The sequence below is a fragment of the Aureibacillus halotolerans genome (assembly GCF_004363045.1).
GTDB lineage: Bacteria > Bacillota > Bacilli > Bacillales > DSM-28697 > Aureibacillus > Aureibacillus halotolerans.
The window spans coordinates 138819-151502 of sequence record NZ_SNYJ01000005.1; the positions used below are offsets into that span (position 1 = coordinate 138819).

Annotated in this window: 13 protein-coding genes and 1 pseudogene; 10 read left to right on the top strand and 4 right to left on the bottom strand. The window is 44.1% G+C overall.

The genetic code is table 11. The features are described from left to right. Positions 1–5: 5 nt before the first annotated feature. Entirely contained in the window at positions 6–1166 is a 1161-nt protein-coding gene (locus EV213_RS08010) for a glycoside hydrolase family 76 protein (protein WP_243740030.1), read from the bottom strand. A 286-nt stretch (positions 1167–1452) separates the two neighbouring features. On the opposite strand from EV213_RS08010, the pseudogene EV213_RS08015 reads away from it, so the two are divergent. From EV213_RS08015 to pyrB, 5 genes and pseudogenes are all read left to right on the top strand, one after another. Then, a pseudogene (locus EV213_RS08015) lies at positions 1453–2014 on the top strand (N-acetyltransferase family protein). A gap of 31 nt (positions 2015–2045) precedes the next feature. Beyond that, entirely contained in the window at positions 2046–2591 is a 546-nt protein-coding gene (locus tag EV213_RS08020; RefSeq protein WP_133579996.1) for a hypothetical protein, read from the top strand. 31 nt (positions 2592–2622) lie between these two features. Continuing rightward, positions 2623–2931 (top strand): hypothetical protein, encoded by a 309-nt coding sequence (locus tag EV213_RS08025; RefSeq protein ID WP_133579997.1) that lies wholly within the window; start codon positions 2623–2625, stop codon positions 2929–2931. 271 nt (positions 2932–3202) lie between these two features. Beyond that, positions 3203–3772, top strand: coding sequence for a histidine phosphatase family protein (locus EV213_RS08030; protein ID WP_133579998.1), 570 nt, complete (start codon positions 3203–3205; stop codon positions 3770–3772). Between the two features lie 103 nt (positions 3773–3875). Further along, on the top strand, positions 3876–4775 hold the full coding sequence (gene pyrB, locus EV213_RS08035) for an aspartate carbamoyltransferase (RefSeq protein ID WP_133579999.1): 900 nt from the start codon (positions 3876–3878) through the stop codon (positions 4773–4775). 193 nt (positions 4776–4968) lie between these two features. Here pyrB and EV213_RS08040 read toward each other — a convergent pair whose 3' ends face one another. Then, positions 4969–5607, bottom strand: coding sequence for an S-layer homology domain-containing protein (locus EV213_RS08040; RefSeq protein WP_133580000.1), 639 nt, complete (start codon positions 5605–5607; stop codon positions 4969–4971). A gap of 443 nt (positions 5608–6050) precedes the next feature. Here EV213_RS08040 and EV213_RS08045 point away from each other — a divergent pair, with 443 nt between their 5' ends. From EV213_RS08045 to EV213_RS08055, 3 genes are all read left to right on the top strand, one after another. Next, positions 6051–6479 carry a hypothetical protein gene (locus EV213_RS08045; RefSeq protein WP_133580105.1) on the top strand — a complete coding sequence of 143 codons (429 nt, stop codon included), beginning with the start codon at positions 6051–6053 and terminating at the stop codon, positions 6477–6479. Next, on the top strand, positions 6458–6739 hold the full coding sequence (locus EV213_RS08050) for a type II toxin-antitoxin system HicA family toxin (RefSeq protein ID WP_243740031.1): 282 nt from the start codon (positions 6458–6460) through the stop codon (positions 6737–6739). Before EV213_RS08045 ends, EV213_RS08050 begins: the two co-directional genes overlap by 22 nt. 198 nt (positions 6740–6937) lie before the next feature. Beyond that, the gene (locus EV213_RS08055; protein ID WP_133580001.1) at positions 6938–7744 is read left to right on the top strand and encodes a class I SAM-dependent methyltransferase; all 807 of its coding nucleotides are present in this window, start codon (positions 6938–6940) and stop codon (positions 7742–7744) included. Here EV213_RS08055 and EV213_RS08060 read toward each other — a convergent pair. Further along, the gene (locus EV213_RS08060) at positions 7738–8691 is read right to left on the bottom strand and encodes a helix-turn-helix transcriptional regulator (RefSeq protein WP_243740032.1); all 954 of its coding nucleotides are present in this window, start codon (positions 8689–8691) and stop codon (positions 7738–7740) included. The two genes, EV213_RS08055 and EV213_RS08060, sit on opposite strands and share 7 nt — an antisense overlap. A gap of 108 nt (positions 8692–8799) precedes the next feature. Here EV213_RS08060 and EV213_RS08065 point away from each other — a divergent pair, with 108 nt between their 5' ends. Next, entirely contained in the window at positions 8800–9633 is an 834-nt protein-coding gene (locus tag EV213_RS08065; protein WP_133580002.1) for an SDR family NAD(P)-dependent oxidoreductase, read from the top strand. A gap of 124 nt (positions 9634–9757) precedes the next feature. On the opposite strand, the gene EV213_RS08070 is transcribed toward EV213_RS08065, so the two are convergent. Next, positions 9758–11416, bottom strand: a complete 1659-nt coding sequence (locus tag EV213_RS08070; protein WP_208112732.1) for an SLC13 family permease — start codon at positions 11414–11416, stop codon at positions 9758–9760. Between the two features lie 196 nt (positions 11417–11612). On the opposite strand from EV213_RS08070, the gene EV213_RS08075 reads away from it, so the two are divergent. After that, positions 11613–12473 (top strand): AraC family transcriptional regulator, encoded by an 861-nt coding sequence (locus tag EV213_RS08075; RefSeq protein WP_133580004.1) that lies wholly within the window; start codon positions 11613–11615, stop codon positions 12471–12473. Positions 12474–12684 lie beyond the last annotated feature (211 nt).

The window sequence follows — 12684 nt, forward strand, 5'->3', positions numbered from 1 at the left end:
TTTGCTCAATGTATAGCTTCATTAGACGACCCATGTAAATTCAATTGTTCAACTACGGCAGCATGTTCCATCAACATAACACCGCTTAGCTGTTGGCTTAGTTGAACAGGGAATTCAGGTGGGGTCATCCAGCGTGCACCGAAAAATGCTCCGTCAGCATCAGACGTCTGTGCCCAGGCGCTCTCTGCGTTTGCGAGTATAAATGAGCCTAATTCGTCATTCGTAGGATTGGTTTTATATAACTCTGTGATATACCGAATATAGATGCCTTTAAACAACCCGCCATCGCCTGTGCCTTGCTCATTCACAATGCCGTTCGTTGTGAGTTGGTCAATGGATGCATCAACTGTCGCGTAGGCAGCTTCAAGGAACTTCGGATCGCTCTTCACATGATAAAGTTCAACAGCTGCACCGATATAAACCCCCTGTGTGTATGTGAATATCCAGTTTTTATCGATGGTGCCATCTCCGGTTCGGTTAATGCCATCCCAAACGATACCGGTGTTTGGATCTACGAGTGTATCAGTAAGCCAGGAGTAGATTTTTTCTGCCCAAAGCAGATCTTCTTCATTACCGAATGCATCGTACAAGCGGGCCGCGAGAATGACAGCTGGTCCGTTGGATGGGGTGTTTTTATAATCTAGCTGTCCTTTGTTCCAAGCGATGCCGCCTCCAAACGAGTTATTCCAGCCTGTTTTTATATCTCCCCACAAGGTAAGCACAGCCTGTTTATAATGCTCTTCATCTGTATGCTCATATAAACGTAGGAGAGCCAAGGCCATCCAGAGCATATCATCGTAAAAATCATTCGTAATCTCGTCATTGTTCCGATCTAGTACACCTTCGTACAAAGCTTCAGCTCGGTCTAAATAGGCGAGGTCTCCTGTTCGCTCATAGCCATCAATCAACGTATCAAGGGCATGAGCCTGCCACCAATAATGAAATTGCCCATTGCATTCATTGCACTCAAATGCATTGTTATACAACCCGGACTCCGCGTTCCAGTAATGCTGATCTAACGATGCTTGCGCCTCAGAAGCTCGCCCAGGGGAATCCACATTGCCGAGGAATTGAGCAGAGGTTGAAAGCGGGAGACAAGTGGCTAGCACCGAGGCCATTAAGCATTGCATGAGTCGTGTGTTCCGGCGCGATTTTCGATCCGACATCTAATCATCCCTTTCGAGTAGAATAAGGTCTAATGATTTTGAAGTGGGGAACATTTCGAATGCCAACGTTTCGCTTTGCCATTGTTGAAACGTGCTTGCAATTAAACTAGAAGTTATAACCCATCATATAACGGTGATGTAAAGAGGTCAATTAATTAATTGAATATAGAGAAAAATAAGTAATAAGGTGTACAAAATCATCGGGACAGAAACGTTGTCCTTCCTTTTATGCACAGCAATGATATAAAATGATGAGCGTCATCACTTACTCATTGGGGGGAATACGATGATCATTACAAAACAAATCATCCAAGGCAAAGGAATCGACTATACCCTTCGTTCTGCGGAGCTCCAAGACGCGAAGGCTTTATCAGCGTTGAGAGTACAAATCGATGGAGAAACCGATCATATGGATCGAGTATATGGAGAGGCTTGATGCTCATGGGTTTGAAGAACTGATTCAAGAAGACCGTGAACAGCCGAGAAACCTTTTTTTAGTGGCGGTTGTTGACGGTAAGATTGTTGGCTTTTCTAGATGTGAAGGTGTTCGTTTGCAGCGATTTGCGCACAAGGTTGAGTTTGGTGTATGTGTCGAAAAGCGTTTTTGGGGCTATGGAATTGGGAAGAATCTGCTAAAGGAATCGATTGCTTGGGCATATGCGCACACTATTAAAAAGATGATGCTTCGCGTCGTCCATACAAATGAGAGAGCAATTAAAATGTATGAAGGCTATGGATTTAGCATTGAAGGCATACTGAAAAATGATAGAGTGCGATCGAATGGAACTTACGAAAATACCGTTGTTATGGGAAGATGGCATGACAATATAGGATCAATTGAATCGTAAGCATAGATAGACGATCAAAAAGGAGCAAGTTATGCGGACGTATACATTGCAGGACGACTCGTACTTTTCCAAAAAATCTCGCGTCATGCTAGTCGATGAGGCCAATAAAGAGATTGGTTGTATTCAAAAGGAATCGGTAGAGGGCTATGAGAAAAAGCATGTCTTTTCTTTCACATGGCTTGAGCATGAAGAATGTGTAACGCTAGGCATCAAAAAGAAAGGTGTTTCCCGTCTTGTTAAAGCAGACTATGGGGTGGTCTTTAACGACAGAACTTATCAACTTAGCGATCGCATCGGACGTAACCTCCTTTACTTCAGTGTTCGTGGAAGTCTCCAAGCAGGGGAAATACGTTTCGAAGAAAATTGGGACGAGGATGTCGAGATTTATATAAAAGGGGAAAAAACTGGATTCATAAAATCTAAGAAAAACGACAGCAAAGTGACGTACGATTTCGAACCGTCTATTACAGAGTTATCTGTGGAATTTGCTGTTTCTGTGCTGATGTATTACATGGTAAAAATATATCGACATGAAGCCAACGTCGTTGGTGATTTGCTGGAGGATTTGTTTAGCTAAACGGCTTAGATACTCAGAAAGGATCGCTTATATGTCTCCCTACGATCTTCAAATCCTAATGCTTTCAATCCTTCCTTTACTTGGAGCAGCCATTGGCTATTTTTATGTCACGTTAATGATACGGAAAACAGGTCTTTTTGCTGTGCATCTCTTTACAGCGATAGCCCTCGTCCTACTGTTTGGTGTCATTGCGCTCATTTACTGGGGAGTTCAGACGTATACGGTCGACCCATATCTTTTCATCGGCGGTGCTGTCTCAGTGTTGACAGGGGTTTTTGTGAGTGAAGTGATTTTAGTAATCGCTTCGGTTCTTCGAAGAAAAAGAGAAAAACGTATCTAGATCAAGAGAAAACAGCCATCGAAGAGTAGCCATTAAGGCGCTCCTGACGGCTGTTTTTTATAAGCGAAATCACCGCAGTGGTGGTGATGGCCTTCTTGTTCCTTTGAACGGTTTAATGTGCTTGAATCAGAGTCGCCTTGAACGAGTCAGTAACATTCCGTTATTGATTTTGGTATTATTAGTACAAACTAAGTGAAAAGAATGTCGAACAAACGACGCTGTATATGACATTAAATAGGACGAAATGACAATGTATAAAGGATGAGCAAGCATGACGACAATTTGTTTAGTAAGGCATGGGGAGACCGATTGGAATGCAGCAGGACGCATTCAGGGAAGTACAGATATTCCCTTAAATCAAACAGGGATTGAGCAAGCAAGAAAGTGCCGCGAGTTTTTGAAAAACGCCTCGTGGGACGTGCTGATTACAAGTCCACTCCTGCGTGCGAAAGAAACGGCCACAATCGTGAATGAGGCATTGCAGCTGCCGCTCGTTGAGATGGCGGCTTTCAAAGAGCGATCCTTTGGTGATGCAGAAGGAATGACGGCGGAAGAACGTAAATCCGCCTATCCCGACAAAAACTACCCAAATCAAGAGCCCTATGATTCACTGCGGAATCGCGTCGTGAGGGGCATCGAGGATATTTATGCACAGCATGTGGACAAGTCGGTTCTTCTTGTCGCTCATGGGGCGGTCATTTCCGCTATTTTGTCTCAGTACTCAAACGGCGAGTATGATTTTGAGAAGACGAGACTGATCAACGCCTGTATCAGCAATATTCATTTTCGCGATGGAGCATGGCTTGTCCACGACTACAACCAGATCGATCACCTGTCCTAAAAAATTGCATCGGTCATTAGCAGGAGTTTTGCGAAATTTGTCGTATATTAGGGAAAAGCAAAGGCTTATAACACGAAATCTGTGAGATTGTGAGGATATTCCAATGAAGCATTTAATCACGTGTGAACAATTTGAAATTGATCGTTTAGAATCACTTTTTGCATTAGCTGACGACATGAAAGCAAACCCTGAGCTGTATCATTCAGCCCTATCCTCTCGAATTGTCGCGACACTGTTTTATGAGCCAAGCACGAGAACGAGACTGTCTTTTGAGGCGGCTGTGCAAAAGCTCGGCGGTGGCATTATCAGTACAGAGAATGCCAAGGAAATGTCGTCTGCGATTAAAGGGGAAAACTTGCTTGATACAATTCGTGTCGTGGAAGGTTATTGTGATGCCATCGTACTTCGTCACTTCGATGACAATGCGGCACAGGATGCGGCAAGCATCTCCCATATCCCGATTATTAATGCTGGGGGCGGTGCAGGAGAACATCCAACGCAAGCGTTGCTGGACGCTTACACCATTTACTCATATAAACAAACGATCCATCATCGGTCGTTTGCTCTTATTGGTGATTTGCGCTATGGTCGGACGATTCATTCACTTGTGAAGCTGATATCACTATACGATGGTGTAAAAGTCTACGGCTTAAGTCAGGAAGATCGCAAGCTGCCTGAAGTGTATATTGATTATTTGCAGGCAAGAGGCATTGCCTATCAAGCCTGTGAGCGCTTTGAAGATCTTCCCACAGATATTGATGTGCTCTATCAAACACGTACTCAAACAGAGCGCTTTGCGAACGGAACAAGCGGTGAATTTGTGATTGATAAAAAGGTAATGGAGCAATTCGGACAAGAAACGATACTGCTTCACCCATTGCCGAGAAACAATGAGATTGCCTTAGATGTGGACGGTGATCCAAGAGCAGTCTATTTCCAGCAGTCGCATCTTGGACTGTACGCCCGTATGGCGTTGCTTGATACACTGTTAAATGGGAAATGACGAAAAGAAAGGGCTGTCCTAACATTTTGGGGACAGCCCTTCTTTATAATCAGCCTGCAATAAATAGTTTGAACATACATAGAGTAGCCCTGCGAACAGCGATGTGTTCGTGGGGCTACTCTTCAATAGGGTTTTATCGTCCAAGTTTGTGTTTCATTTTAAGGCTATTAGGCACTTATGTGTATTACATCAATTAATCGATCATTCGGTCGAGGAGTACGATCGCCTCTGCCATCGTTACATCGCGCTCGCCTTGGAGCCTTTGTTTGCCGTCGCCATTCATCCAGCCACGAGAAAGTGCAAGTGCGACAGATTTTCTGGCCCATTGCGGTACCTCGCTGCCATCTGAATATGTGCGAAGTTGCTCTTCAATCTGTTTCTCCGAAAAACTCACTGACCCGTCTCTGGACTCCCAGGCGTTCGTCATCATTGTTGCAAACTCCTGGCGTGTTAACGTTCGTTCGGGAGCAAAACGTCCATCTTCATTGCCATTGACTATGCCGTAATGATAGGCTGTGACAATGTCCTTGCCTGCCGTACCTTGAACAGTAGAGAGGTCGGAAAATGGTGCCGTTTCATTCCCCTTAAACAATCCGAGAGAGCGTACGAGCAAGCTTACGGCTGATTGACGAGAAGCTGCATCATCGGGTTGGAAATCTTTCTGAAGGGATACTGGAATAATTCGTTTTTGTGCAAATTCTTGAATGCTATTTTTTGCCCAGTGTGCTTCAGGAAGCGATAGTGTCTCTGTACCTTCGTAAAGAAAAACGGTGCCGCTGTCCGCAACGGCTACTTTAACTTCGCCATCATCCTCTTCTGATGGAAGAGGCAACAGACCGTATCCTTCAATCCAGCGTCCGGCGAAAGCTTGCTCGCTTTGAGAAGGGAGCGATATTGTCTCATAGATGCCTGGGCCAAAGGTGAAGCAAATATAGAACTTAGGAGAACGGTTAATGCAAATAGAGCAAACTTCTTCATTTGAAAACGCATCCCTTCTAAATTATGTATATCCTTAATCATACAAAAAAAGATTGTTCAATACATGGTCAAACTCGTTTATTTACAAAAAATTTACGATCCTTGCATAGATGTTATCGGTCAGAGAATTAAATTATGAACCTAAGATTAATCTTTAGCTGGGTGAGGTGAAGGGTGAAATTATGTCGAAAGAATAGAGTGTTTAATAAAAGCTTTTAAAGGAATTAATATAAAATGTACATAACGTACGTAACGTACATACATATGGTATTATAGGAGGTGGGAGAGGTGATTCATATGGCTGGAGTTCTTAATGCAACGAAAGTAAGAGAAAATTGGGGGCAATTCAATGATGATATAGTGCGTCAGGGACCTCAATTTGTTAAACGTCATCGGGATTCGTGGGCAGCATTTAGTGCTGAACATCTAAAAGTCGCGTTTGCTCCATTTGTGTTCAAAGCTACTTTCACTCAAGAAGAAGACAAATCGTATACTGTTACTTTAGATGGATTTGATCTCGTGGAAAATGGGACCACACGGGAAGAAGCAATGGAATTAATTACTGAAGAATTAATTGAGTACGCAACTGAATATCAGAATGAATTTAACGTGTTTTTTAATGCGCCAAATCGTCGTGAACATTTCCCTTATGTTATGAATGTTTTGATTCAGGATAATAAAAAAGATGTAAAGGATCTTATTAAATGCCCAGTTGGAGAGAGATAGAAAGGTTTTGTAGAAAAGACGGCTGGGAAGAGTATAAAAAAAAATCACACCATATTTATTTTCGTGAAAAATTAAAAAACGGTGATTTGAAACGCACAAGGGTGTCTAGAGGTACGGGGGAAGTTAATGGACACAAGTGGAAAGAAATACTAAACAAGCAACTTCAAGTTACTGAGGAGAATTTAATTCCACCAAGTAGAGCTGGCCAACTGGTCAGCTTTTTGTTATTTACTATTTGTACCGATTTGTGTAAGTTGTGAATGGAATTGTTAGCTGAAAATCATAGGTGTAAGAACATAGCCACTCAATCAAAACCAAATAACGCTTTACTTCTCTTACCTTCCCTCGTAAACGCAGTTATCACTCCAATAAGAATGACTTATCGGACGGCTTCGAAAAGTCGACATTCTGCACCTCGCCCTTCTTGTTTACACTAAAAGTAATAGAAATAGGGTGGTGTGGCAGGTAAAATGGCGATTGATTTTCATAACCCGAAAAATAAGACTTCATACAGTGAGCGTAAAGTCGATCAAAGCTGGAAGGACATGGCGAATCGTCTTGTTGACATCAACGGCAAAAGCATCGTTGATATCGGTTGTGGTGGTGGTCTCTATACGAAAGCACTAATGGACATGGGGGCCGCTAAAGGCATAGGCGTCGATTTTTCACTGCCAAGTATTGAAACGGCAGAAAAGACGTGTGTTGGAATCAAAAACGTTACATTCCAGCAAGGAAATGCACTCGGCACGCCTTTCTCAGAGGCCTCCTTTGACGTGGTGCTGGAAAGGGCATTGATTCACCATATCGAAACGATGGAATTGCCTACATGTGCAAAGGAAGCTCATCGTTTGTTAAAGCCTGGTGGTGTTTGCGTTTGGCAGGACCGCACGCCAGAGGATGTCCAACAAAAGGCGAGCGTTGAACATCTTAGAGGTTATCTCTTTGAGAAGTACCCGGCGCTCCTTGCTGTGGACACGCGGCGACGTCATTTACAAGAGACGGTACTAGAAGCTCTTGGTTCAGTGGATTTTTCTAACATCCAATCGTATACATTATGGGAAACGAGAGGTGTATACGCAAATAAAGAAGCTCTCAAGAAGTCGTTTCTGCGAAGAGAGGGCAGGTCAATTTTGCATGAGCTTTCAGATGCAGAGCTAAATGAATTCACAGATTATCTGCTCACAAAGCTCAATACTCTTGAAGAAGACCATCCACTCATTGATCGCGATCGTTGGACCATCTGGGTGGCGCAAAAGCCTTATTGATACAGGTCGACAATGCCTTGGGCGCTGTCCAAAAGCGCCTGTTGAAGAGACGCAGGAGTTACAATTTTCATTTGATTTCCATACCCAAGCACGTAGCCTAGAGCTTCCTTCTTATCGGCAAAGGTGATGGAGACGTTTGCCCAGCCGTGACACACTTCCCCAATCGAGCGGATACGAGCAAAGCGATCACTAAACGTGAGACGAGGCAGCACCTCGACCCTCACCTTGAGCATGACATCGTAGACGGGCAATGCCTTCGTGAAGGCCTTTGATGAACTGGTCCAGTAGGAAGAAAGCGAAAAATCCTCTGGACGCTCAAACCCCTCATGACGATTTGAAATGCGACCGATACGTGAGATACGAAAGGTTCGGATGTTTCCACCGGATAGAGCAACGACATACCAACTGCTTCCCTTCAAAACGAGGCCGAGTGGCCCAATCATGCGCTCGGATGTCGTGCCATCGGCTTTTTGGTAATTTATTTCGAGCAGGTGCTCCGACCAAATGGCTGTCTGTAATGTCTCAAGTGTGTGGGCATAATCATTTTCCTTGTGCCAAGTGCTCGTATCGATATGGATGCGATCCCGCACATCCTGAGCGAACCCAAGCTGCTGAGAAGGAAGCGAGGCAAGCAGTTTCTCTCTCGCTTCTTTTGAAAACGACCCCATACCAAGATCTGCAAGCATGGCATTGGAAGGAGAGATGAACAAGGCACGAATTTCATCTTCCTTTAATCCCGTCAGTGACGTCTGATAATTTCCAAGCAACGACCATCCGCCTTGTTGTCCACGTTCAGCGATAACAGGAATGCCAGAGAGACTTAAGGCCTCCATATCGCGATAGATGGTTCGTTCGGACACGTCGAGTTCGTTCGCAAGCTCCTTGGCCGTCATTTGCTTTCTCGTCTGCAGCAAAAGCACAATCATAAGCAAACGGTCTCCTCTCAAGGAATCCCCTCCTTATTCATTCTTACAGCTATTGTTTTAAATATGACATAGGATGTCAAGATTGATACGGTATAGTGAACGTTATCGACACGAGAAGGGGGAATCATAATGGAGAGATTAAGAGGACAAGTCGCCTTGGTGACAGGTGGAAGTAGAGGGGCAGGCAAAGGAATCGCTATCGAATTAGGTCTCGCAGGAGCCACAGTGTATGTGACTGGGAGGAGTACAACAGAACATCCGTCGAAAAGCCCAGGCAGCTTGGATGAAGTTGTTCAAGAGATAAAAGAGGCTGGTGGGCGTGCGGTGGCAATTCGATGTGATCACACCGATGATGCCCAAACAAAAGCTGCCATACAAGCCATTCAGGATAAGGAAGGGAAAATGGACATTCTCGTAAACAATGTTTGGGGTGGCAATGAGCTTCAAATTGATAACAACAAGCCAATGTGGGAGGTTCCGTTAGAGCATTGGGAGAATATGTTTACTTCTGGTGTGAGAGCACAGGTCGCGACCAATACATTCGCCATCCCGTTAATGAGAGCAACTGGAAACGGTCTGATTGTGCATACGACTTTCTGGGATCAAGACAAATATATCGGAAACTTTTATTATGACCTTGCCAAAAACGCGTTGTGCAGGATGGCGTTTGGTTTGGCTTCTGAATTGCAGGAGGACAACGTAGCGGCCATCGCCGTGTCGCCTGGTTTTATGCGTACGGAGCTCGTCTTAAAGTCAGTAAATACCGACGAAGATCACTGGATGGATGTTCCGGATTTACAGTCTACGGAGACACCACGGTATATTGGGCGAGGAATTGTTGAGCTAGCATGTGACGAACGAAGGATGGAAAAAACCGGACAGGTTCTCACTGCAGGGCAACTTGCCAAGGAATATCAATTTACTGACGTCGATGGTCGGTATATCCCTCCATTTACGATTTAAATTATTATAAGAACGTGCTCATCAGTGAAGCACTGTCAGCACGTTCTTACTTGAGGAGGTTCCGTTTTAGTTTATTTTTCCGTGCTAATCGGTGAGATACGGGTTATCCAAACAAAATATGCGTTTACCTAAAATTCTCTGGAACACTATTCAAATCAATGCCCCACATTATCGGTAGCAAGACGGTAACAGCAAAGATGATAAGAGCTGCAGCAATGATATTAAGCCAAAAGCCGTTTTTCACCATATCAGCAATGGTGATTTTTCCCGTTCCAAAAATAATCGCATTGGGTGGCGTGCCTACGGGTAGCATAAAGGCACAATTTGCTGCTAGAGCTCCTGGAACCATTAACGCGAACGGGTGAATGTTTAACGCTAGTGCAAGTGCTGCAACAACAGGCATAATCATTGTGGCCGTTGCAGTATTTGAAGTAATCTCAGTTAAGAATAGGATGAGTAGCGTCGTTGCTGCAATAATGATGATGATGTTCATTCCATCCAGCACAGACAGGCGATTTCCAAGCCAGTCTGATAAACCGCTTTCACTAAACCCTGCGGCGATTGCTAGCCCACCACCGAACAAAAGCAGGATGCCCCAAGGGATTTCCTTCGAATCCTTCCATGACAGAATCCTGTCATCCTCTCCGCTTTTTTCTCTGCGCGGAATGAGGAATAAAAGAATTGTTGCTGTGACAGCGATCATGCCATCAGTAATTCCAGGGATTAAACTTTCCCATAGAAAGGTTCTTGTGACCCACATCGTCGCAGCAAAACAAAAGACAGTAAGGACGATTTTTTCCTCAAAGGAAACGCGGCCAAGGGCAGATAATTCTTTAGTAATGACCTCTTTCCCTCCTGGCAACTGTTTAAGATCCACTTTGTACACAATACGTGTTAAAAAAAACCAAGTGAAGAGAATCAGGATAATGGATAAAGGCGCGGCAAATGCCATAAATCCCGCAAAAGAAATCTCTACATCAAAAAGGTTTTGAGCGGTACCAGCTAAAATGATGTTGGGTGGGGTACCAATTAGTGTGCCTAGTCCGCCAATTGTCCCTGAATAACCAATACCAAAGATAATCGCTTTTTCAAATTTTTTAAGTGTCGTTTTATGCTCTTCTCCTTTTAGCGTTTGTGACACTTGATAAACCATTGCCAAACCAATAGGAATCATCATCATTGTAGCGGCAGTGTTGGAAACCCACATAGATAAAAATCCTGTGGCTAGCATAAAACCAAAAATGATACGGTTCGTACTTGTACCAATCCAAGAAATAATCGATAAGGCGATACGTTTGTGCAAATCCCACTTTTCCATAGCGGTCGCTATAAAAAAGCCACCGAGAAATAGAAAGATAATATCATCGCCGTAGGAAGAAAATACGGCATCCGACTCCATTGCTCCGGTCAGAGGGAGAAGAAGAATCGGCAGCAAGGAGGTCGCTGGGATAGGGATGGCTTCTGTCACCCACCAAGTCGCAATCCATAAAGTAGAGGCAAGAACGGCTCTCCCTTCAGGACTTAAATCAGTTGGATGAAAAAAAAGCAAGGTAAGCACAAACAATAATGGACCAAGAAGCAAACCGATAAGCTGTGGTTTTGAGTAGTTTGGTTTCGGTTGCTTTTCTTTTTCAGTTGGGGATAATGAGGTAGAAGACGCACCGGGCTTCCCATGCTCAATCGTACTTTTAGAAAATTGAAGTTTGTAAAAACGTAGATGGTGCTTTGTTTGTGCATGAGATCGCCAAAGGCTGCTCCACAAAGCAAGTGCAGTTGACTTCAACATAACGATTCCTCCTTGGTGAGTTAAATAGGGGCATGTTAAGGCGTACCCGATTCCGTTTAAATGAAAACGCATACTTTTGTAAATATGGAATTGAATAACGAGCCAAAAGTACTTCCTGTCCCAAGAGTGCAGAGAAAGACAGGATTCCATTCTTGGGACACACTACAGTATAAATTAAAGGAGGCATTAGCCGATGACGTGGGTAGAGTCGTTGCAACAAGCTATAGATTATATGGAGATACACCTGAGGGGAAAGCTTGATGTTACAGAGGTGGCGAAGCAGGCGAATATGTCTCCGTTTTATTTTCAACGTATGTTTACGTTGCTGACAGGCATGACGATGGGTGAATATCATCGAGGCAGGCGACTGACACTGGCTGCTCAAGAGCTATGCACAACAGATACAAAAATTATCGATATTGCCTATGCCTTCGGCTATGACACTCCTGAAGCTTTTGCCAAAGCCTTTCGAAACCAGCACGGATGCACTCCGACTGAAGCGCGCAACGGCAAGGGGGAACGACAATCTTATAACCGCCTGGTCATTCAGGTGACATTGAAAGGAGTCGAACAGATGAAGTATCGCATTGAAGAAAGGAACGCTTTTAGTGTCGTGGGGTTAAAAAAGGAATTTTCCATGGATATGGTGGAGAACCAACATCAAATCCCGCAGTTTTGGAATCAGGTAAATGGAGACGGCACAACAGATCGCCTTGTTGCTTTAAATGATGGGGACATTAAAGGTGTGCTCGGTGTATGCGTCGATTTGAGTGATGAAACGTCTAAACGTATAGATTATTGGATTGCGGCAGCATCGAAGCAGGAAACGCATGAAGAGTTTTCAACCCTTAAAATGCCAGCAGCAAAATGGGCAGTATTTGAAGTGCATGGGGCAATGCCACATGCCATCCAAGAAGTCTGGGAAAAAATTTATTCTGAATGGTTTCCGTCGAGTGGATACAAGCCAGTAGGCGGGCCAGACTTTGAAATGTATACAGACGATGACCCTTATGATCCAAACTGTTATTCAGAGATTTGGATATCTGTAAAATAAAGGGTTGACAACAGGGGAGCGAGTGGGGTAAAGTTCTCTTCAATCCTATAGTGATGATAAGCGATGCGAAGGACAAGAGTCAGCGATATTTTTCTTTCCAGGGAACAGGGGCCATCGACTGGAAGCCTCTCAAGTAAAACCAATGACTTACCACCTTCAAGCTGTTGTGGGGAAATGGGCGCCCAGAGTAACCGCAACCGGTAAAAGCCGT